Raw genomic sequence first — 21,757 nt, 5'->3', positions numbered from 1 at the left:
GTCCGTTGCGCGGACGCCCCGTACGTCACTCCCGCACTTCGAGCCCGCGTGGTTCGACGGTGCCGAGCGGGGGCTCCCGGGTGGCGAAGAGGGCGCCGAGTCCGGGGGCCCAGATGTGGCGGTCGGTGAGGCGCAGCCCCTCCCAGACCGTGACCGGGTTGGCCGCGAGGACCGGCTTGCCGAGGAGCTGCTCCAGCTCGGGTACGTGCGCCGCGGTGTGCAGAGCGGTGTCGGGGAGCAGGACCGCCTCCGCGTCCGGGTGGTCGCCGGCGATGGCGAGCTCGCGGGTGAGGTCCAGGTCCCAGCGGGCCACCTCGGCTCCGGTGATGATCCCGCTGCCCCGGGTGGCGACCACCTCGATGCCGGCGGCCGTCAGGAAGTCGCTGAACAGCGCGGCGACGTCCTCCGGGTAGGTAGCGGCGACCGCGACCCGCCGGACCCCGAGCTCCCGCACGGCGTGCACGAACGCGAAGGACGTGCTGGAGGCGGGGAGTCCCGCGGAGCGTGCCAGCGCGGAGATCTGCGCCTGGGCGCCGTCCCGGCCGAGGACGAAGCTGCCGCCCGTGCAGGCCCACACCAGGGAGTCGGCGCCGGCCAGCCGGAGCTCCTCCACGCCCGCGTCGAGCCGCTCGGCGGAGCCCAGTTCGCGCAGGGCCTCCACACGGCGGACGTCGTCGCCGATCCCCGTACGGAACAGGGGCAGTCTGATGTCGCTGTCCAGCGTGATCTCGATCCGCGGGAAGTCGTCCTCGGCGCATTCGCCCGGGTAGAGAAGTCCGACGGTCGTCATGTCCACCCTTCCTTTTCCGCCCGGACCGGTGGTCCGGGACAGGGGCGGGGCGGGCCGCTCGCGGACGGTGCGACCGGCGCGCGGTCGTCCCTGTGTCTTCGCTCTCTTCGTCTTCGTCTCCTTCCAGTGTTCCCGACATCCGCCGTCGCACCCACAGGGAGGGCCGGAGACCGTCCCGCGGCCCGGCGCCGGAGGAAGGAATCCGGCCGCACCGCCCCGAAGTCGCCCCGAAGTCGGCGCTGACGTTCGACGAGGGACAGGTGGTCGAATCCGCGTGGCCGAAAAAATCTTTGGTTTCCCACAGGAATTCCCCCGGCATGCGAGTGCCCGCGCACCGGCCGTGACCTGGCATTTGCCAAGAGTGTTCATGTCTCTGGCATATGCCACACGGGTGCACCCCAGTCCAGGGACGGCCCACAAGGGACAAGAAGTGGTCAACAGCCCTGCCATGGGCACTTCTTGGCCACTATCGTGGACGCACGGCTTTGCGGTCGGACCTTGGGCAGGGGGCACCGTGACATTGCGACCGGAACCAACGGCGCCGTTCCACGCGGTGCAGCACGCCTTCCGCGTGCTCGAAACGGTCTCCCACCACGGCGACGGCGTGACCGAAACACAGCTCGTGCGGGAGACCGGACTGCCGTCCGCCCGCCTCACCTCCCTGCTGCTGACGCTGCGGCGCGAGGGGTACGTCGAGCAGATCGCGGACGGTGCGTACGTCCTCGGCGCAGCGCTGCTCCTCCTCGGCTCGGGCCCCTCCCGGCGCCTCGCCCTGGAGGAACGGCTCCAGAAGATCCTGGCGCAGCTGCGCGACACGGTCGGTGCGGCGGTCTACATGAGCCGGTACGTCGACGGCGAGGTCACCGTGACCCAGGTCTTCGACGGCCCCCTGACCCCGGCGGTCAGCGAGTGGGTGGACTTCCGCTCGGCGGCGCACGCCAGCGCGGTCGGCAAGTGCCTGCTGGCCCAGCTCGACCACGACGCCCGGCGCGACCACATCGCGCGCCACCGCACGGCGCGGCTCACCTCCCGGACCATCACGGACGAGAAGGTGCTGCTGGCCACCCTCGACCACCACCCGGCGACGGTCCCGATGCTGGACCTCCAGGAGTACGCGGTGGGTACGGTCTGCGCGGCGGTCCCGCTGACGGCGGGCGGCTCGGCGGGCTGCCTGGCGCTGTCGCTCCCGGTCGGCGACACCTACCGGCTGCGCGAGGCCGCCGAGCTCCTGAACCGGCAGGCCGCGCCGGTCCTGCTGTCGCTGGCACTCTGACCTCCCCGGACACGCGCGAGGGGCGGACCGGTCGGACCGGTCCGCCCCCTTCCACGTACGGGTCAGCGGCTGAGCCCGAGCCACACCGTGGTGTCCTGCGGCACGGCGCCGTCCACGAGCTCGCCGGAGGCCAGCAGGACAGTCGCACCGGCGGGCAGCTCGTACGGGCGCTCCCCCAGGTTGACCACACAGCGGAAGCCCTCGCCCCGGTCGAAGACCAGCACGTCGGGCCCGGCGTCCACCCAGGTCAGCGACTCCGGCAGGCCGACCAGCAGCTCCCGGCGGAGCGCCAGGCCCGTGCGGTAGAGCGTGAGGACGGAGTCCGGGTCGGCCTCCTGGGCCGCCACGCTGAGCGCGGACCAGTCGGCCGGCTGGGGCAGCCACGGGGCGGCGGCGCCACCGGCTTCCGCATCGCCCGCCGCCGCGTCGCCCGCCTCCGCGTCCCCGGCCGAGAAGCCCAGCGAGGTGCCGGTCGTCCGCCACGGCAGCGGGACGCGGCAGCCGTCGCGGCCCCGGTCGGTGCCGCCGGAGCGGACGAAGGTGGGGTCCTGGAGGAGGGCGTCGGGCAGGTCCTGCACCTCGGGCAGGCCGAGTTCGTCGCCCTGGTAGATGTACACCCCGCCGGGGAGGGCCAGGGTGAGGAGGGCGGCGGCGCGGCCCCGGCGGCGGCCGAGGACCGGATCGCTGGGGTCGAGGAGCCGCTTGTCGCCCATGTCGAAGGAGGTGTCCTCGCGGCCGTAGCGGGTGACGTGGCGGATGGTGTCGTGGTTGGAGAGCACCCAGGTGGGCGGGGCGCCGACCGGGGCGTGGGCGGCGAAGGTGGAGTCGACGACTCCGCGCAGGGCCTTCGCGTCCCAGGCGCAGCAGAGGAAGTCGAAGTTGAACGCGGAGTGCAGTTCGTCGGAACGCAGGTAGCGGGCGAACTGCTCGGGGCTGGGGAGCCAGACCTCGCCGACGAAGACACGTTCACCGTCGTAGGTGTCGAGGAGCTTCCGCCAGGAGCGGTAGATGTCGTGGACGGGGGCGCAGTCCTGGTAGGGGAGGTCGGTGATGTCCGGGTCGGGGCCGACGTCGGGCAGTCCGGGCTCCTTCGCCAGTCCGTGCGCCACGTCGATCCGGAAGCCGTCGACGCCCCGGTCGAGCCAGAAGCGGAGGACGTCCTCGAACTCCTCCCGTACCTCGGGGTGTTCCCAGTTCAGGTCGGGCTGTTCGGGGGCGAACATGTGGAGGTACCAGGGTCCGGGGGTGCCGTCCGCCTCGGTGATCCGGGTCCAGGCGGGTCCGCCGAAGTAGGAGTTCCAGTCGTTGGGCGGGAGCGCTCCGTCGGGGCCCTTGCCGGGGACGAACCAGAAGCGCTCGCGTTCCGGTGAGCCGGGTCCGGCGGCGAGCGCCTGCTGGAACCAGACGTGCTGGTCGGAGCAGTGGTTGGGCACCAGGTCGACGAGGACCCGCAGCCCGTGGTCGTGGGCCTCGGTGATCAGCGCCTCGGCTTCGGCGAGGGTGCCGAAGAGGGGGTCGATGTCGCGGTAGTCGGCGACGTCGTAGCCCGCGTCCGCCATCGGCGAGGTGTACCAGGGGTTGAACCACAGTGCGTCCACGCCGAGTTCGCGCAGGTACGGCAGGCGGGCGCGGACTCCGGCGAGGTCGCCGGTGCCGTCGCCGTTGCCGTCGGCGAAGCTGCGTACGTAGATCTGGTAGATGGCGGCGTGCCGCCACCAGGGGGTGGTCACTCTGAGACTCCTTGCTGTGGGGATACGGGGTGGTGCGGGCCCGTGGTCAGGCACGGGCCCGCACCGGTCGGGTGTCACCAGCCGGTGTTGCCGGAGCCCCTGTTGACCGTGAAGCCGCCCGCCAGGGAGAGTCCGCCGGCGGCGGCCCCGGTGACGGTGGTGCCGGAGAAGGTCCCGGAACCGGCGGAGTTGATCTCGATGCCGTACGAACCGGCCGTGGTGATGGCCAGGTTGGTGACGGTGAGGGACTGGACGTTCTTCTGCCAGGAGACGAGAAGACCGCTGTAGGTGCTGTCGAGGACGGTGTTGTCCTGGAGCAGGATCGGCGCGGTGATGTCGGAGGAGTCGGCGTAGATCCAGAGGGCGCCGAGCTTGCTCGCCCAGTTGGGTTCGTAACCACCGGTCCGGTTAAGGGTGTTGCGCAGCACGACGGTGGTGCCGCTGAACGGGACGGGGGCGAACCTGCTGCTGATCGCGATGCCGGAGGAGCCGGTGACGGTGTCGGCGAGGAGGTTGTCCTCGACCCGGTTGGCGTTGCCGCCGTAGATGCCGACGGCGTTGGCGAGCAGGGGCAGTTGGACGGTGTCGAAGCGGAAGGCGCTGTTGCTGACGGCCTGCGCCTCGGAGAACATGGCGAGCCCGTCGTCGCCGGTGTTGCGGATGCTGCTGTGCGAGACCTCGGTTCCGGTGGTCCCCTTGTGGAGGTTGACGCCGTCGGCGAAGGTGTCGCGGATGCGGAGCCCGGCGGCGTAGAGGCCGTTGGTGGGCGCGTCGATCCAGAGGCCGACCTTGGTGTGCTCGATCCAGAGGTTCGTCAGGCTGGAGCCGTTGCCGAAGTCGCCCTCGACCGCGGCGTCGAAGTTGGCGTCGTCGCGGTAGCGGACGTCCCCGGCGATCGTGAGGTCCTGGACGTTGCTGGTGCCGCCGCGTCCGAAGAGGCCGCCCTTGCCGTTCTTGCCGCGCAGCACGGTGTACCACTGCCCGGCGCCCCGCAGGTCGGCCCCGGCGAGGTCGACGTGGCCGGAGATGTCGTACGTACCGGTGGGCAGCCAGAGCCCCTTGCCCTGCGAAGTGGCGGTGCTGACCGCGGCGTTGAGGGCAGCGGTGTCGTCGGTGGAGTCGTCCGGGGTGACACCGAGGGTGGTGGCGGAGACGAATCCGGTGGACGGCATGGGGAGGGCGGCCGGGACGGCCTCGGTCTCGACCAGGTCCAGGGTGTAGGAGGCGGCGGTGTCGCCGGCGTCCTTCTGGAACTTCAGCACGGTGCCCGCGGCGAGGTGGCCGGTGAGGGTGCGGGTCTCGTCGAAGAAGTGGTGCGCGGAGCCCTGGGAGGGCGTGTTGGTGTACGGGTACGTGCCGTAGACCCAGCTGTACGTGGAGCTGAGGCCGAGATCGCGGACCTGGGTGCCGTTGGCGTAGACGCTGAGCGTGGAGTCGGCGCCGGTGCCCGCCGCGTTGTCCGGTACCGAGTAGCGCAGGGTCAGCGCGTCGGCGGGCTGGGTGAGCGTGAACTGCACGTACTCGCCGGTCTGGTCGAGCACCACGGCCCGGCGGCCGGAGGCCTCGGAGGCCACGGTGAGGTAGGTGCGGTCGGGTCCTGTGGTGGAGGCGTTGGTGGTTCCGGCCTCCGCCTCGTACGCCGTGTACGGGAGGGTCGCGCCGCGCACGGCGTTGGGGGTGGAGCCGGTGACGGTGACCCCGTCGAGCTGGAGGTTGCCGTTGTCGCCGGGGGCGGTCCGCAGGGTGACGTGGTTGAGCGAGGCGCGCAGCGGCACGTCGGTGGTGGCGTTCGCCCAGGCGCCGTTGGTGGCGGGCAGGGTCAGCACGCGGACCTTGGTGCCGTTGGCGAGCAGGGTGACGGTCGCGGCGGTGGCGTCCGGGGTGCGGTAGCGCAGCACCAGCGGGTAGCCGGCGGCGGACGGGGCGTTCACGGCGAGGACCGCGCGGGCGCCGGTGGTGGTGAACCCGGTGAGGTAGCCGGTGCCCTCGTAGCCGCTGACGGCGGCGGCCGTGGCCGCCCCGCCGGAGACGAACGCGGTCTCGGCCTGGTGGGTCAGGGTGACCGGCGTGGTCTCGGTCGGGGTGGTGACGGCGAGGCCGTCGAGGTTGACGTTGCCGCTGTCGGCGGTGGTGAACGTGAAGGCGACGGTGTTGGTGCCCTTCGCGTAGGTCACCTGCTCGTCGTGGGTGGACCAGGTGTCCCAGTTCGCGGTGGGGGCGAGGCTCACCTGCCGGACCTTCGCCCCGTTCACGTAGAGGCTCAGCGTCATCGCGGCGCCGGTCCCGTTCGCGTACCGCAGCGTGGCCGAGCCGTTCCCGGCGAGAGAGGAGGGGATGGAGAAGGTGACGGATGCCGTGCCCTTGTTGGCGTCGGTGAACCCGCCGACGAACCCGGTACCGGTGTAGCCGGAGTGCTCGGTGGAGACGGCCGCACCCCCGGAGAGCTGGGCCGACTCGGCCTCCAGGCCGGAGGAGCCGGTGCCCGTGCCGCCGCCGGTGCCGGTACCGGTGGTGGCGGTGAGGCTGTCGAGGTTGACGTTGCCGCTGTCGGCGGTGGTGAAGGTGAGGGCGACCGTGTTGGCGCCCTGCGCGTAGGTCACCTGTTCCTCGCGGGTGGACCAGGTGTCCCAGCTCGCGGTCGGCGCGAGGCTGATCTGGCGGACCTTCGCCCCGTTCACGTAGAGGCTCAGCGTCATCGCGGCGCCGGTCCCGTTCGCGTACCGCAGCGAGAGGGAACCGGCCCCGGCGGCGGACGACTGGACGGCGAAGGAGACGGAGGCCGTGCCCTTGTGGGCGTCGGTGAACCCGCCGACGAACCCGGTACCGGTGTAACCGGAGTGCTCGGTGGAGACGGCCGCACCCCCGGAGAGCTGGGCCGACTCGGCCTCCAGCGCGGTGGTGGCGGCCTCGGCGGTGGCCGTGGTCGTGGCGCCGAGCAGCAGGGCGCCGAGCATGGACAGGAGCAGGGGGACGACGAGACGTACGGCGCGGGGGCGCCGGCGTGGTGCAGGAGACACAGCGGTGTGCCCTTCCTGTGGGTGGGGTCCCTGGACGTGCGGGGGTAAGGGGGTGGTGCTCGCGGGAGGGACCGGCGGCGCGCGGGTCAGCCCTTGAGGCTGCCCGCGGTGAGGCCCGCGATGATGTGCCGCTGGAAGATCAGGAAGAGGACCAGCAGGGGGATGCTGGCCATGACCATTCCGGCGAGCAGCTGGTTGGCGGGCATGAACTCGGCCAGCCGGTTGAGCGCGACGGTGATGGGCTGCTTCGCCTCGTCGGGCAGGACGAGCATCGGCCAGAGGAAGTCCTTCCAGACGCCGACGACCGCGAAGATCGAGACGACGGCGAGGACCGGCCGGGAGAGCGGCAGCACCACGGAGACCAGGACCCTGAGCGTGCCGGCGCCGTCGATCCGTGCGGAGTCGAGGAGTTCGGCGGGTATCTGGTCGAAGAAGCGCTTCAGCAGAAAGATGTTGAAGGCGTTGGCCGCCGCCGGGAGCCAGATGGCGAACGGGGTGTTGATCAGGTTGACGTGCAGGATCGGTACGTCGACGACGGTGAGGTACGTCGGCACCAGCAGCGCGGACACCGGCAGCATCAGGGTCGCCAGCATCATGCCGAGGATCACGTTGCCGAGGAGCGGGCGCAGCTTGGAGAGCGCGTACGCGGCGGTCACGTCGATGAGCAGCTGGGTCAGCCAGGCGCCCAGGGCGAGCACGAAGGTGTTGAGGAAGAAGTGGCCGAGCCCGACGTTGGTCCAGGCGTCGGTGTAGCTCTCCGGGTGGAAGCTCTCCGGAACGAGCGTCGGGGTGGGGGCGGCGAGTTCGCTCGACGACTTCAGCGCGCCGGACGCCATCCAGTAGAGCGGGAAGACGAAGGCGAGGGTGAAGCCGATCAGGGTGGCGGTCAGCACGAAGCGGTGGAGGAACCTGCCGACGCGCCGGTTCATCTCGGTGGGCGCGATCAGGGTGCGGGTGGGTGTTTCGGCGGCCATGACTCTTCCTCTCAGCCCTTGCTCCGGGTCAGGCGCAGATACACGCCGGCGAAGATGCCGAGCACCACGAAGAGCAGCGTGCTCATGGCGCTGGCCAGGCCGAAGTCGTTGTAGACGAAGGCGTAGCGGTAGAGCAGCAGCAGGACGGTGACGGTGGCGTCGTCGGGTCCGCCGCCGGTCAGCACGAACGGTTCCACGAAGACCTGCATGGTGCCGATGACCTGGAGCAGCAGGGTGATCATCAGGATGAACCGCATCTGCGGGATCGTGACGTGCCACAGCCGCCGCCGGATCGACGCCCCGTCGAGCTCGGCCGCCTCGTACAGCTCGCCGGGGATGCCGCCGAGTGCCGCGAGGTAGATCAGGGTGGTGGTGCCCATGTTGGCCCAGGTGGAGACGAGGACCAGGGAGACCATCGCGAGGTTCTCCGACTCCAGCCACTGCTGGGCGGGGAGGTGGAAGACGTCCAGCACGTTGTTGAAGAGGCCGGGGCCCGGATCGTAGAACCACCGCCAGAGCAGCATGGTGACGACCGAGGGCAGCATGACCGGGAGGTAGACGGTCATCCGGAGGTACGCCTTGCCGCGCCGGAGTTCGTTCAGGACGACGGCGGTCGCGAACGGGGCGGCGAAGCCGAAGACCAGGGCGAGCAGGGTGAACCAGCCGGTGTTCTTCCAGGCGGTGAGGAAGAGCGGGTCCTCGAAGAGGCGGCGGAAGTTGTCCAGCCCGACCCACTCGGCGGGCTGGGCGAAGGTGACCTGCTGGAAGCCGAGCAGGATGCCGCGGACGATCGGGTACCAGGAGAAGAGCGCGAAGCAGATCAGTCCGGCGGCGAGGAAGAGGTACGCGACGAGGTTCTCGCGCACCTTCTGCCGCAGCCGGCCGGTCGCCGCCCCGCCCCGGGCGGACGGGCCCGCGGGCGGTACGGGGGGCCCGTCGGTCGAGATCTTCGCGGCGGGCCCGGACGCCCCGGCGGGTGCCGGGGCTCCGTCCCGTACCGGGGTCCGGTCGCGGGCCGCGGCGCGCGCCGGGGAGGTGGGGAGCGGTCGGCCGGCCATGATCACTTCACCGTGGCGAGGACGGAGTCGGCGCGCTTCGCGGCGTCGGCGAGCAGCTTGTCGAGATCGGCGTCCTCCTTGGTCAGCACGGACTGCATGACCCCGTCGAGGATCGTGTAGAGCTGCTGCGCGTTCGGCGGCTCGACCTTGACGGCGACGTCGTCGCTGCGGTCGACGAACGGCTGGTAGTTGGCCTGCGGGACGTTGGCGTACTTCGCGTGGATCGCGTCGTTCTTCGCCTGCGCCGCGCCGTCGAAGAGGTTGGGCTGCGGGAGACCGATCGGCACGTCGAGGCCGGAGAACTTCTTGACGTTCTCCTCCTCGCGGTCCGGGTTGAGGTACTTCCACTGGATCCACTGGAGCCCGGCCTTGATCTTCTCCGGGGAGGCCTTCGGGTTGAACATGAAGCCGTCGCCGCCGCCGAGGGTCGCGGTGCCGGGGAGCGCCGCCAGGCCGTAGTCGTCGTACTTGCTCTCGAACTGCTTGACGATGGTGGGGATGTTGTCCGGACCTGCCATGTACATCCCGAGCTTGCCGGAGCCCATCATCTTCTGGACGTCGGCGATCTCCAGGAGCTGGCGGGTGCCCATGGACTTGTCGGTCCAGCGCATGTCGTGCAGGGCCTGGAGCGCCTTGCGGCCCGCGTCGCTGTCGAACGCGGCCTTCCACTTCCCGTTCTGCTGGGTGGCCACGTCCCCGCCCATGGAGTAGATCCACGAGGTGAGGTGCCAGCCGCCCTGGTTGTTCTTGCTGTAGTCGGCGTATCCGACGGTGCCGTCGCCGAGCGCGCTGATCTTCTGCGCGGCGGTGCGCACCTCCTCCCAGGTGGTCGGCGGCTTGTCGGGGTCGAGTCCGGCCTTCTCGAAGAGGGCTCGGTTGTAGACGAGGCCGAGGGAGTAGTTGCCGGTGGGCAGGCCGTAGATCTTGCCGTCGGGTCCCTTGAAGACGTCCTGCAGGGCGGGACGCACCTGGTCCAGGTACGGGACGTCCTTGAGGTACTTCGTGATGTCGGCGGCCTGGCGGCGCTGGATGAGCCCGGCGGGGTCGGTGAAGTAGACGTAGTACACGTCCTCCAGCTGGCCCCCGGCGAGCTTGGCCGCGAAGGTCTTCGGGTCCATCTGGCCCTCGCGGGCATCGATCTTGATCTTGGGGTGGGCGGCCTCGAACTGCTTGACCAGCTCCTCGAAGTCCTTGCGGTCCTCGGGCTGCGTCTTGGCCGGCATCCCGTTCACGCTGATCGTGACCACGCCGTTCTCGTCGACGCCGGACGAGGAACCGGAGGAACCGCCGCAGCCCGTGAGGGCCAGGCCCAGGGCGAGCGCGGTCGCCGAACCGAGAAGTTGACGCCTGCTGACGCCGGCCATGCCATTCATGCGAATCGCCTTCCTGATGGGTGCCCCCGGGCTGCGGGACCCGATGCACGTGAACAGCGCTGAAGGTAGAAGCCCGTTACGCAAGAAGTCAATGCATCTGCGCAAGAAGGTAATCAGCGGGGCTTGCACTGGTAACACGGAGCTGTCCGACGGCACACCCTCCACCGGCCCTCCACGGACCCCGACGAACCTCTGCGGGACACCTCAGCGAGGGCGGCCCGCAGTCGAGCCGCGCACGATCAGCTCCGTGTCGAACATCAGGAGCTCGTTCGCATCCGCACGCCCTTCGATCTGGCCCGCCAGGGCAGCCACGGCCGCCGCCGCCATGGCCTGGACCGGCTGCCGGGCGGTGGTCAGCGGCGGGTCGGTGGCCACCATGTACGGGGAATCGTCGAAGCCGACCACCGACAGGTCCTCCGGCACCCGCAGCCCCTGGCGGCGCGCCCCGCGGATGACCCCGAGGGCCAGCGCGTCGCTCGCGCAAACGATCCCGGTGACCCCTTCGGACAGCAGCCGGGGCAGCGCGGTGGCCCCGCCCTCCATGGTGAACAGGGCGTGCGCGACCAGCCGCCGCCACTCCTCCGGCGCGACGCCCCGGCGGCTGCAGAAGGCCGCGAAACCGGCGAGTTTCCGGGCGGAGGGGACGTGCCCGCCGGGCCCCAGGACCATGCCGATCCGCTCGTGCCCGAGCGCGGCGAGGTGGGCCAGCGCCTGCTCGGCGGCGAGCGCGTCGTCCACCCGCACCTGGGCCACGCCGGAGTTCTCGTCCGCCGCGTTGACCAGCACCATCGGCACCCCGCGCTCCCGCAGCACCCGTCCGTGCTCCGGCCCCGCGTCGGCGTAACTGGCGCCCACGAAGACGATTCCGCCGATGTTCTGCCGCAGCAGCATCTCGATGTAGTGCGCCTCCGAGACCCCGTCCTGGCCGTGCGTGCAGAGCACGGGGATGAGCCCCCGCCTGTCCAGCAGCACGCACAGGGCCTCGGAGAACGCGGAGAAGACCGGGTTCTGCAGGTCGGGCACGACGAGCCCGATCAGCGCCGCGCGCTCCCCGCGCATGCCCGCCGGCCGCTCGATGCCGCACACGTCCAGGGCGGCCAGCACCGCCTCGCGGGTGGGGGCGGACACACCCGTACGCCCGTTGAGGACGCGGCCGACGGTGGCCGTACTGACACCCGCGTACGCGGCGACTTCGGAGATCCTTCGATTCATCACGGAGTCAGCGTGACAAGAAAGAACGCAAAAAGAAAGATCACTTACGTAAGAAACTTACTTTGGCTGACGCACGCCCCTGCGGCTGGCGCGTTCTCGCGGGCACGAGGCGCGGCGGGCGCGGGGCGGAGGCAGGGGGAGCGCGGCGGGCACCGCGAGCGCCGCGCTCGGGGGTGGACGCGAGGGGCGGAGGCGCGACAGGAGGCCCGGAACGGCCCACGAGGCGGGCACCCACACCCCTCCCCGGATGGGGGTGTCATCAGCACCCCTCCGGACCAGGTATTATTTTCGAGTCAGCAGGCGCCGCTAGCTCAGTTGGTTAGAGCAGCTGACTCTTAATCAGCGGGTCCGGGGTTCGAGTCCCTGGCGGCGCACGACACGACAGTGGGGCGGTCTCCGGCACCGGAGACCGCCCCACTGCGTTCTGCTGTTTTCGGGTGTTCCGTGAGTTCGGCCATCCCGCCCGAACGGCCGCACCTCATCTTCGGGGCATCACGTCCGGCCGTCGCCGGCCGCGCTCCCCGTCCAGCTCACGCCGGTGTCTCTCGGTCCGGCGCTTCTCACGCCCGTGCCCGTACGGGGGCCGTCGAGCACCCACCCGTCTCCGGCGCCGGGATCAGAACTTCACGTCCGAGCAGGAGTAGAACGCGTTCGCGGTGTCCGCGATCGTCCACACCGCGAGGATGATGTGGTGGCCGGTCTTCCCGCTGGGGATGGTGCCCGTCTGGGTCAGCGTGGCCGGCGGCTGCTGGTTGTTGTACGGCACCGTCAGGAACGGCTGTGAGTCCAGCGAGGCCCGGGTGAGCGGCTTCGTGGGGTCCCAGCCCTGCTTGGTGATGTAGTACCGGAAGTCCGTCGTGGAGTGACGGGCGGTGAACTGCCAGCGGAAGTTGAACGACTGGCCGCCGGTGACCTGCGTGGTGGGCCAGTTGCCGCCGCGCGGGTCGTCGAGCTGCGCGAACTCGCTGTGGTTGGCGGAGCAGATCGCCCCGTCCGCCGGACCCGCGGTCGGGAAGCCCTTCGGGCCCTCGACACTCTGCGGCTCCCACTGGATGTTGCCGCAGTTGGTGACGGTGCCGTTGGCACAGAGCTTCTGGCGGCTGATGGGGTTGTCGGTGTAGCCGTGGCTGCTGGCGCTGCTGGTGGCGAGCGCCGAAGCGCCCAAGATCGCCAGGCCGACCACGGCCGCGCTTGCCCTCTTACGCATGCTTCGCTCCTCAGGGACATGGGGATTTTCCGGTGAGCACTGCTCGTGAAGCGCGCGGTCGTGCGGTCTAGACCAACTCCCACAGTATTGACGTGCCGTGAACATGTCCAGACCACTGCGTGACGGCATTCCGCTTCGCTATGCTGCGCCGCCGCACCTGCCCCTCGGGCCCCTCAGATCCCTTCACCTCCACCTCGCCCCGTGTAGAAGGCCACCGTCAAGTCCCTTACCAGGGACTTGCGTTCGTAGTCGTCGAGCGCGACGAGTCCGCGCGTGGTGAGCCGGTTGACGGTGTCGTCGACCGCGTCCACCACGGAGGTCAGGACGCTGTCCCGGTGTCTCGCGTCGAGCGCCGCGACCCGGCGGCGCTGCATGGCCGCCGCGACCTCGGGGGCGTACTCGATCCCGGTCGGCTGCGCGGAGTACACCTCCACCCCGACCGGCTCGCAGTCCGCCTTCAGCATCCGCGTCAGCGCGTCCCCGACGGCCTCGGCGTTCCGCAGCGTGGGGGCGTCCTCGTGGAAGGCGTCGGCGGGCAGCTGCGAGAGGACCCGGGCCATCGCCGCCTCGACCTGTTCCCGCAGGTACGCCTCGTGGTCCGCGACCCCCAGGACCGCCCGGACGGTGTTCTCGACCCGCCAGACGACGAGGACGGTGACGCGCAGTGCCGTACCGTTCGCGTCCACGGCGGGCATCGGCTCGCTCCGCCAGTGCCGCAGCCGTACGTCGGTGCGGCGGCGGAGCAGCAGCGGGGAGACCCAGAAGAGCCCGGTGCGCCGGACGCTCCCCCGGTAGTCGCCGAAGAGGGTCAGCACCAGGGCGTACCCGACCCGCCCGCGCCCGAGACCCCCGAACGCGAAGAGCACCACGGTCACCAGCACCGCGAGCACCGCCCAGAGGCCGATGCCGATGCCCTGGTACGGGCGGGGCCCGATGCCGAGCCGGGTCTGCGCCTGTCCCGGCAGCGCGCCCGCCCACCAGAGGACCACCAGCACGGCGGCGCAGCCGGCGGCCCCGGTGAGCACAGCCACCCAGCCGGGCAGTGCCGGACCGGGGCGCTCGCGCAGCCGGGGGTCGGCGACCGGCGCGGGCCGGGTCGGCGGCCGCACCTGGGGCGGGCGGGGTACGGGAGGGCGCCGCATCCCGGCCCCGGACCGGTCGGCCGGCAGCGTGTGCCGGGCCACGGCGACGGGCAGCGAGGCGACACCGGCGGCGCGGTGCGGGTCGCCGGCCCCGGCGCGCGGGACGAACCCGGTCCGGTCGTCGGGGTCGCGGGGTTCGTCGCGGAAGAGCAGGTGCACCGGGATGGAGGCGGTGGCCTCGTTGGCGATGACGGACCGGCGGCGGCCGGCGCCCCACCGGAGATCCTCGCGGAAGCCGTCGGCCGGAGCGGGCACCTCACCCCCGGGCATCTCACCGGGGGAGACCTCGTCCGCGGGTTCGTCACCTCCGGGCACCTCACCCCCCTCACCCCCGGGCACCTCGCCCGACGGTGCCTCGCCCGACGGCACCGAGACCGTGGCCGAGACGGTGCGCATCGAGTCGGGCTCCGTCCCGCCGTGCGCGAGCTCCAGCACCACGTCCACACAGGGCCCCTCGGTACCCGGACCGCCGCCCCCCGTACGCGGATCGCCGTCCCCGGCGAGGCCCGGGTCCGGGTCCGGTCCCCGGCCCGCTCCCGCGTCCGTACCGTCTCCCGCTCCCCCTCCCGCTGCCCGGCCCGCCCCCACGCGGTCTTCCTCGTCTCCGTACACGCCCCACCGTTCCCTTCCGCGCTCCGGCGGTCCCGGAGCTGTCCATCCGCCGATCCACCGGGCGCCTCTCAGGCCCCTCAGGCCCGTCGGGAACCTCAGACCCGTCAGACCCGTCAGACGCCTCAGGCCCCACAGGCTCCATAGGCCCCACAGGCCCCTCAGCTCACCCAGGCCCCGGGTCCCCCGGCTCGCTCAGGAGAAGAGCCGCCGCCAGGTGTCCGGACCCGGGTAGCCGTCCGCGACGCGGCCGCGCCAGCCCTGGGCGCGCTGGAACGCCTCCACGTTGCGCCGGTCCGCCTCGGTCCAGCGGCGGCCGGGTCCCGACACGTAGTGCCTGCCGAATCCCTTCTTCACCAACTGCTTGCCGAGCCGCTCGACATGGGCGTTCGACTGACCCGGCTTGAAATAGCCCCGTCCGGGGAAGGCCGGAACCGTCTTCGGGGCGCCTCCCGCACCGGTGGCCGGGATGTTCTTCCCGGTGCCGTTGACGAGCCGTCGCCAGGTGTCCGGGCCGGGAAGGCCGTCCGCGTTCGCACCCTTCCACCCCTGCGCCTGCTGGAACGCCCGGGTCGCGCGCCGGTCCGCCTCGCTCCAGACGGGACCGGGGCCCCTGGTGTAGAAACGTTTCCCGCCCCGCGCCACCAGCATTTCGCCGAGCCGCGTGACGTGGGCGTTGCGGGTTCCCGGCCCGAACGTGGCGGCGCCGGGGAAGCCCGCCGACGAGCCGCCGCCGGAGCCCCGGGTCAGCCCCTTGTAGCGGTAGGCCAGGTACTTGTCGGAGTTGCTCCAGTACGCGAGGGGCGTGGCCTTCTTGCGGGTGGCCGGGGGTGTCTGCTCGTACGCCATGTACTGGGTGTGGGCGCTGTTGGTCCAGCCGCCGAAGATCGTGACGTGCGACCCCTTGTTGGGGTCGGCCGGGTTGTGGAAGAGCAGGATGTCGCCCGGCTCCAGCTGCGAGCGCGCGATCCGCGTGCCGTACGAGGAGAGACTGCCGGTCCACTCGTTTCCGCCCAGGTCCCAGGCCATCGAGACGTAGCCGGAGCAGTCCTGGCGATACCCGTCCGACCAGAACTTCTCCATGTCGTACGGCACCTTCGCGGCCACCCAGGTCTTGGCGCGGGCGATGATCTCGCTGCGGGTGGTGGTCCGCAGGGCCAGGGGCTCCGCCGTGGCGGGCGGCCCCGACGCCCCACCGCCCATGAGCGGTCCGGCCTGCCCCTGCGGAGTGCCGGGCCCGGGGCCGGTCACGTCGTCGGCGCGGACGGGCCCGGCGCTGTGGCCCGCCGGGGCGGCGGCCTCGGCGGCGCCGGCGGAGAGGACCACCCCGGCGGCCGTCGCCAGCACCAGTGCGCGGCGCGCTCCGTGCGCGGCGGGATGGCCGCCCATGCGGGGCGGCAGGGTCCGGGCCGCCGCCGTACGGCGCTGGCGGGCACAGCCGGCGCAGCCGCAGTCGGCCGTGGGTTCGTACTCCGTGAAGACCGGGACGGTCATGTCGATTCCCCTCCGGACTCGTCAAGATTTTTTGAGGCACTCCGCGACGGGCGCCAGTGTCTCAACTCTCGTGACAAATCGCATTTTGACGGATCAAAGAGAAAAAACGACCATGCGACAGGGCGTGGCGTCATGGGAAATGGTCAAGAGCATGCTGCGGAATCCGGTAATGTTCTCCAGGTCAGCAGGCGCCGCTAGCTCAGTTGGTTAGAGCAGCTGACTCTTAATCAGCGGGTCCGGGGTTCGAGTCCCTGGCGGCGCACGCAGAGTCAAGGCCCTCTCACTTCACGTGAGGGGGCCTTGTTCGTTGCCCGGCTACCGCCGGGGCGCACGCCCCTGCCTCGCACACATCGCGAGGCTCGCTTCCACCTCTCCGTATCTCTGCACGCCTCCGCGCGACATCTCGCCACGCCCCCGGTGCCGCCGAGGGCGCGCCGGCCGGGGTCGCGCGGCCTGCGCGCGCCACCCCGAATCGGTGACTCTCCGAAGACAAACCGTCACGGAGCGCCTTGATTGATTCTCCCCGCACGGAAGCCCCGGAACACCTCACGGCCCGTGCGGCCCGCCGCTTCGCGCAACGCGGGGCGGCGCGCACGGCGGCGGCCCCGTCCGCCGGCCGCTCCGGGAGGGGAGCGGCCGGCGGACGGGGCCGGGCGGGCACGGCGGGCGGGGGTGTGGGTCAGGCCCCGGAGTCCTCGCCCGTGAGGTAGGCGGAGACGACGACGTTGGCGGTGTAGGCGTGTGCCGCCTTGTCGTACGTACCGCCGCAGGTGATCAGCCGGAGTTCGGCCCGGCCGTCCTGGCGGGGCCCGTACGCCTTCTGCGCGTCGAAGCGTTCCCGGGTGAAGACCTGTACGTCGTCGACGGTGAACTCGGCGACCGTGCCGTCGGCCCGGGTCACCCTGATCTCGGCGCCGGGCCGGGTCGCGCTCAGTCCGTAGAAGACGGCGGGCTCGGTCTCCGTGTCGACGTGGCCGACCATGAGGGCCGCCCCGGCGGTGCCGGGTTCGGCTCCGCCGTCGTACCAGCCGACGGTCCCGGGGGTCTCGAACGGGGGCGGGTCGACGGCTCCCTCGCCGTCGAGGCCGCGCCCGACGACGGGGGCGTCGATGCCGACGGACTCGATCTCGACCTCCCGCGGCGGCGAACCGTCCAGCGGTTCGTGCGCCGGGGGCAGCTGCGCCCCGAGGGGGCGGCCGACCGCCGCGACGTCGCCGGTGGTCGGCGCGGAGCTGCCGCCGGGTCCTCCGGCGGCCTCGCGGCCCCAGAGCCAGAGGCCGAGCAGGAGCACGGCCCACACCACTCCGGTGAACAGCCGCCCGGTACCTGCCGGGCGGGCGGGGGCGGACACGTCAGTCCGCGACCGGACGGCGGCGGCGTGCGCCGCGGAAGGCGACGGCGGCCGCGGCGACGGCGGCGAGGGCCAGCCCTGCCACCACGTGCGGGAGGCCCGGGCCGTCGGCGTTCCCGCCCTGCTCGGCGAGTACGGCGGTGCCGCCGCCTCCGGCCCGGACGGGGGCGACCGGGGTCGGCCGGGCGTGGTGCACCACGGTGAGGCTGCCGGAGGCCCGGCCGCCCCCGCCGCCCTTGCCCTCGCAGCGCAGGGTGACGTCGTACCGGCCGGCCTCGGCGTCGTCGCGGACACGGGCCTCGGCGCGGAGGCCCTTCCCGTCGGCGGGGGTGAACCGCACCGGGGAGACGAAGGCCTCGGACGTGCCGAGGCCCTCCTTGCCCTTGCCGCAGGCGTCGGACCAGAGCTCGACCTTGCCGCCGGGGGCGGTGGTGGACGGGGTCACCCTGAGGGTGCCGTCGTCGTACGGAACGGCCGAAGCGGCGGGCGCGGAGACGGATATCGCCGCGGCCGCCGCAGTAGCACAGATGGTGAGGGACAGTGAACGCATCGTGAACCTCCTGCTGGAAGGTTCACCCGTACGCACGCTTCCCGCATCCGCTGTCGCCCGGTCGGGGGACAGCGTGGCAGCGGACCGACGTGGGACCGGCGACGGCGCCGCGCTTCGGACCGGCGAAGGCGCGGCGACGGACCGGCGACGGCGCGGCGCGTCGGACCGGTGTCGGCTCCGGTGTCCGGCCCGATGTCCGACCAGCCTCAGACCAGGTCGACGAGGTCCGCGATGGAGTCGACCACGTTCGACGGGCGGAAGGGGTAGCGGTCGATGTCGGCGGTGGTGGTGAGCCCGGTGAGCACCAGGAACGTCTCCATCCCGGCCTCAAGACCGGCCAGCACGTCGGTGTCCATCCGGTCGCCGATCATGGCGCTCGTCTCGGAGTGGGCGCCGATGGCGTTGAGCCCGGTCCGCATCATCAGCGGGTTGGGCTTGCCGGCGAAGTACGGCTCCTTGCCGGTGGCCTTGGTGATCAGGGCCGCGACGGACCCGGTGGCCGGCAGCGGTCCCTCGGCGGACGGGCCGGTCTCGTCCGGGTTGGTGCAGATGAAGCGGGCGCCCGCGTTGATCAGCCGGATCGCCTTGGTCAGCGCCTCGAAGCTGTACGTACGGGTCTCGCCGAGCACCACGTAGTCGGGGTCGTGGTCGGTGAGGACGTACCCGATGTCGTGCAGCGCGGTGGTGAGCCCCGCCTCCCCGATGACGTACGCCGTGCCGCCCGGACGCTGGTCGTCCAGGAACTGGGCGGTCGCCAGCGCGGAGGTCCAGATGTTCTCGACCGGAACGGCCAGGCCCATGCGGCTGAGCCGGGCGTGCAGGTCGCGGGCGGTGTAGATGGAGTTGTTGGTGAGGACGAGGAAGGGCTTCCCGGACTCCCGCAGCCGCTTGATGAACGCGTCCGCGCCGGGGATGGGAGTGCCCTCGTGGATGAGGACCCCGTCCATGTCGGTCAACCAGGACTCGATCGGCTTGCGCTCTGCCATCACACGGACTCCTGCCGTACGCACGGTGCACACGAGGTGCTGGACGCCGGCGGCACCGCGGTGTGCAGCGCCGACGCCCCGAGTTTAGGCGGTGTACGGCGTATCAAGATCGGTCGGTCCACGGGGGCTTGCGGGGAGCGCGTGAGCGCGACGGCCGTGCCGCCACCCGTGGATCGGCTCCGGCCGCGCCTCGGCTCCGCCCGCTCGTCGGGTACGGCCGCGCCTCGGCTCCGCCCGCGTCGCAGCCCCGCCCGCTCGTCAGCCCCGGCCCCGCCGCATCCGGCGGGCCAGCAGCAGCGCGGCCGTACCGGCGAGCAGCAGCGCGGTGGCCGCCGCGCCGGTACGCAGGGCCGCCGCACGGGCGGCGCGGCCGGTCCGGGCGAGCTCGGGCAACGGGTTCCCGGCGGCGTCGCGCGACGGACCGGAACCGCCGCCCGGGGGTGCGATGGAAGAGCCGGGAGCAGTGCGGGAGTCGGGAGCGGTGGAGGGGGTGGTGCCGGTGCGGGGGGTGGTGCCCGGGGGCCTGGTGCCGGGTCCCGTGCCGGGGGCGGTGGCGCCCTCCGGGGCGGTTGCCGTGCCGCTCTCCGTGCCACTGTCCGTGCCGGAACCGCCCTCCGCGCCGGTGGTCCCGTCCCCGGCGCCCGCGTCCGATTCCGTGTCCGTGTCCGCCCCGGTGCCGGACCCGTCCTCCGCGTTCCCCCCGGCGAGGAGGTCCTCGGAGGCGGTCCCGTCGGCGTCGGACTCGTCGGGGAGCACCAGGTCGGCGCCGCCTTCGAGGTCCCCCTCGACGATGGAGAACGGGTAGTCCTCCGACTCCCCCACCCAGTCCCCGTCCGGGGCCACGACGGAACCGTCCGCCACCGCGTCCGTGGGGGGCGCGGCCGGTCGGCGCTGCACAATGGCGGCGTTGGCCACGACCTTTCCGGGCCGGGTGTCGGAGGTGAAGGCCATCCGGACGCGGACGGTGACCGTGCGTCCGGCGGGGACGGTGAACCCCTCGAAGTCGTCGCCCCCTTCGCCGCTGCCGAAGACCCCGATCTGCTCGTTCCGGTCGGTGGTCTCCCAGCTGACCCGGTGTTCCGCGCCCGTACCGTTGCCCGCGCCCGTCCCGGTGCCGGCGCGTTCCGCGTACGCGAGCTGGATCTGGTCCGGCGTCAACTGCCGGTCCTGGTCGGTCAGGACGAGTACGGGGTGGAGGGCGCGGCAGGACTCGGCGGTGGTGTTGACGAGGTCCAGGTACCAGATCCCGTATCCCCCGCCGGACGCGTAGGTGTCCGGGCCGCCGTGGATACGGGTGCCGATGGGGAAGTCCTTGGTGTCCGGGTCGCCGCAGGCGGGCGGCTGGTCCGCGAGGACGGTGGCGGTGGTGGTTGCGGAGTGTTCCGTCGCGGAGGTCGGCGGGCCGCCGAGCAGCGCGCCCGGTACGGCGATTCCGGCCGCCAGGCCGAGTGAGGTGAGCGCGCGTCCGTCGCGCAGTCGCGCGGGAGGTCGCAGTCGTGCGGGAGGTTTGGGGGGCATGGAAGGCACCCTTCGCAGCTCGCGAACGAACGACCGGTGCGGAAGAAGCACCGGCGCGTCGTGACCGGTGCGGAGGAACCACCGGCGCGTCGTGACCGGTGCGCGGAGTCACCGGCGTGTCGGCGGAGACGCTGCCACGCATACGTACGAACATCGCACCGACATGCCGGAGACCGCCCGCCCGGCGGCACCCCGTCACTCCACCGCCGTGACTCCGTCCGCCGCGACGCCCTCTGTCGTCACGCCGCCGCCCCGGCCGTCACTCCGCCGTCCGCCCGAAGAGCGGGCCGAGGACGAGCTGGGCGGCGCCCTCGGCGACGGGGCGGTCGCCGCCGCCCGCGACCGCGACCGGGACGGGCGTCCCGACGCCTTCGCGCCGGGCGCGCTCCTCGATCACGGCGCGCACGCCGCGTACGTAGGTGTCCTCGTGCGCCGCGACCGTACGCCCGCCCAGCACCACCCGGTCGATGTCGAGCAGCGCGACGAGGTTGGCGGCCCCGGCGCCCAGCACCCGGGCGGCCTCGGCCACGTCGCCCCGGTCCACCGCCGCCAGGCAGAGCGCCTCGACGCAGCCGCGCCCGCCGCAGCCGCACAGCGGACCGTCCAGTTGGAGGGTCTGGTGCCCGAACTCGCCCGCGCCGGTGCGCGCGCCCCGGTGCAGGGCGCCGCCGAGGACGAGCCCGGCGCCCAGGCCCGTACCGAGGTGGAGGTAGGCGAAGTCGCCCGCGGCCGGGTCGCGCAGGGCGAGGCCGAGGGCGGCGGCGTTGGTGTCCTTGTCCACGGAGACCGGCAGGCCGGTGCGGGCGGCGAGGGCCTCGCGGAGCGGGAACCCGTCCCACTGCGGGAATCCGGTGACCCGGTGCAGCACCCCGTCGCGGTGGTCGAGCGGCCCGGGGAGGGCCACGCCCACGCCGAGCACGGCGGGGCGCCCGGGGGCGTACGCCTCGTCGGCGGGGGCACCCTCCGCCACCGGGGCGCTCACCTCCGCGACCGCGTCCGCCGCGCCCGCGACGACCTCGGCCGCCGGGGCACCGAGGTCGAGGGGTGCGGTGCGGACGGCGACGGGCGTACCGGCGAGGTCGACGAGGACGGCGGTCAGCTCGTCCCGGTCCAGGTGGAGGCCGACGGCGTACCGGGCGTCGGGAACGAGCCGGAGCACGGTGCGCGGCTTGCCGCCGGTGGAGGCGCGGCGGCCGGCCTCGGCGGCGAGGCCCTCGGCGCGCAGCCGGGCGGTGATCTTGCTGACGGCCTGCGGGGTGAGCCCGGTGCGCTCGGCCAGTTCCAGGCGGCTGATGCCGTCGCCGCCGGCGCCGCGCAGCAGGTCGAGCACGAGGGCGGCGTTGTGGTGGCGCAGGGCCGGGAGGTTGACCCCGGCACCGTTGCGCGCGCCGACGCCGGGGGCGCTGCGGGGATCGCTGGTATCGCTGGTGTTCACCACCCCATTGTGGCCACCGCTTGCACTTTGGCAACAGC

15 protein-coding genes, 2 tRNA genes and 1 pseudogene are annotated in these 21,757 nt (G+C 72.4%); 3 read left to right on the top strand and 15 right to left on the bottom strand.

The annotated features are described in order from the left end of the window. Positions 1–25: 25 nt before the first annotated feature. Positions 26–790 (bottom strand): maleate cis-trans isomerase family protein, encoded by a 765-nt coding sequence (locus ACWCWD_RS19060; protein ID WP_450773953.1) that lies wholly within the window; start codon positions 788–790, stop codon positions 26–28. Positions 791–1,304: 514 nt separating this feature from the next. Here ACWCWD_RS19060 and ACWCWD_RS19055 point away from each other — a divergent pair. Then, positions 1,305–2,063, top strand: coding sequence for an IclR family transcriptional regulator domain-containing protein (locus tag ACWCWD_RS19055; protein ID WP_450773952.1), 759 nt, complete (start codon positions 1,305–1,307; stop codon positions 2,061–2,063). Between the two features lie 62 nt (positions 2,064–2,125). On the opposite strand, the gene ACWCWD_RS19050 is transcribed toward ACWCWD_RS19055, so the two are convergent. From ACWCWD_RS19050 to ACWCWD_RS19025, 6 genes are all read right to left on the bottom strand, one after another. Continuing rightward, complete coding sequence (locus ACWCWD_RS19050; RefSeq protein ID WP_450773951.1) at positions 2,126–3,793, bottom strand: glycoside hydrolase family 13 protein; 1,668 nt, start codon at positions 3,791–3,793, stop codon at positions 2,126–2,128. A gap of 74 nt (positions 3,794–3,867) precedes the next feature. After that, positions 3,868–6,810, bottom strand: coding sequence for a CBM35 domain-containing protein (locus ACWCWD_RS19045; RefSeq protein WP_450773950.1), 2,943 nt, complete (start codon positions 6,808–6,810; stop codon positions 3,868–3,870). Between the two features lie 86 nt (positions 6,811–6,896). After that, positions 6,897–7,784, bottom strand: a complete 888-nt coding sequence (locus ACWCWD_RS19040; RefSeq protein ID WP_450773949.1) for a carbohydrate ABC transporter permease — start codon at positions 7,782–7,784, stop codon at positions 6,897–6,899. A gap of 11 nt (positions 7,785–7,795) precedes the next feature. Beyond that, complete coding sequence (locus ACWCWD_RS19035) at positions 7,796–8,842, bottom strand: carbohydrate ABC transporter permease (protein WP_450773948.1); 1,047 nt, start codon at positions 8,840–8,842, stop codon at positions 7,796–7,798. A 2-nt stretch (positions 8,843–8,844) separates the two neighbouring features. Continuing rightward, positions 8,845–10,215, bottom strand: coding sequence for an extracellular solute-binding protein (locus tag ACWCWD_RS19030; RefSeq protein ID WP_450773947.1), 1,371 nt, complete (start codon positions 10,213–10,215; stop codon positions 8,845–8,847). 204 nt (positions 10,216–10,419) lie between these two features. After that, complete coding sequence (locus ACWCWD_RS19025) at positions 10,420–11,427, bottom strand: LacI family DNA-binding transcriptional regulator (RefSeq protein ID WP_450774021.1); 1,008 nt, start codon at positions 11,425–11,427, stop codon at positions 10,420–10,422. Positions 11,428–11,727: 300 nt separating this feature from the next. On the opposite strand from ACWCWD_RS19025, the gene ACWCWD_RS19020 reads away from it, so the two are divergent. Further along, a tRNA-Lys gene (locus ACWCWD_RS19020) sits at positions 11,728–11,801 on the top strand. A 242-nt stretch (positions 11,802–12,043) separates the two neighbouring features. Here the strand turns inward: ACWCWD_RS19020 and ACWCWD_RS19015 are convergent. The 3 genes and pseudogenes from ACWCWD_RS19015 to ACWCWD_RS19005 form a co-directional block, all read right to left on the bottom strand. Further along, positions 12,044–12,634, bottom strand: coding sequence for a lytic polysaccharide monooxygenase auxiliary activity family 9 protein (locus ACWCWD_RS19015; RefSeq protein ID WP_450773946.1), 591 nt, complete (start codon positions 12,632–12,634; stop codon positions 12,044–12,046). Positions 12,635–12,807: 173 nt separating this feature from the next. Beyond that, positions 12,808–13,983, bottom strand: a pseudogene (locus ACWCWD_RS19010) (SPFH domain-containing protein); the annotation flags it as partial. 597 nt (positions 13,984–14,580) lie between these two features. Continuing rightward, the gene (locus ACWCWD_RS19005; RefSeq protein ID WP_450773945.1) at positions 14,581–15,879 is read right to left on the bottom strand and encodes a peptidoglycan-binding protein; all 1,299 of its coding nucleotides are present in this window, start codon (positions 15,877–15,879) and stop codon (positions 14,581–14,583) included. A gap of 188 nt (positions 15,880–16,067) precedes the next feature. Between ACWCWD_RS19005 and ACWCWD_RS19000 the strand changes: the two genes are divergently transcribed. Then, a tRNA-Lys gene (locus ACWCWD_RS19000) sits at positions 16,068–16,141 on the top strand. A 417-nt stretch (positions 16,142–16,558) separates the two neighbouring features. Here ACWCWD_RS19000 and ACWCWD_RS18995 read toward each other — a convergent pair. The 5 genes from ACWCWD_RS18995 to ACWCWD_RS18975 form a co-directional block, all read right to left on the bottom strand. Continuing rightward, on the bottom strand, positions 16,559–17,230 hold the full coding sequence (locus tag ACWCWD_RS18995; protein WP_450773944.1) for a class F sortase: 672 nt from the start codon (positions 17,228–17,230) through the stop codon (positions 16,559–16,561). Position 17,231: 1 nt separating this feature from the next. Further along, positions 17,232–17,780 carry a hypothetical protein gene (locus ACWCWD_RS18990; protein WP_450773943.1) on the bottom strand — a complete coding sequence of 183 codons (549 nt, stop codon included), beginning with the start codon at positions 17,778–17,780 and terminating at the stop codon, positions 17,232–17,234. 206 nt (positions 17,781–17,986) lie between these two features. Next, the gene (locus ACWCWD_RS18985; RefSeq protein WP_386894811.1) at positions 17,987–18,766 is read right to left on the bottom strand and encodes an HAD-IIA family hydrolase; all 780 of its coding nucleotides are present in this window, start codon (positions 18,764–18,766) and stop codon (positions 17,987–17,989) included. 258 nt (positions 18,767–19,024) lie between these two features. Then, positions 19,025–20,284, bottom strand: coding sequence for a peptidase (locus ACWCWD_RS18980; RefSeq protein WP_450773942.1), 1,260 nt, complete (start codon positions 20,282–20,284; stop codon positions 19,025–19,027). 259 nt (positions 20,285–20,543) lie between these two features. Beyond that, on the bottom strand, positions 20,544–21,719 hold the full coding sequence (locus tag ACWCWD_RS18975; RefSeq protein ID WP_450773941.1) for an ROK family transcriptional regulator: 1,176 nt from the start codon (positions 21,717–21,719) through the stop codon (positions 20,544–20,546). Positions 21,720–21,757: the final 38 nt, after the last annotated feature.

The sequence above is a fragment of the Streptomyces sp. NPDC001493 genome, from assembly GCF_053597235.1.
This window is presented reverse-complemented; position numbering and strand designations above follow the sequence as displayed.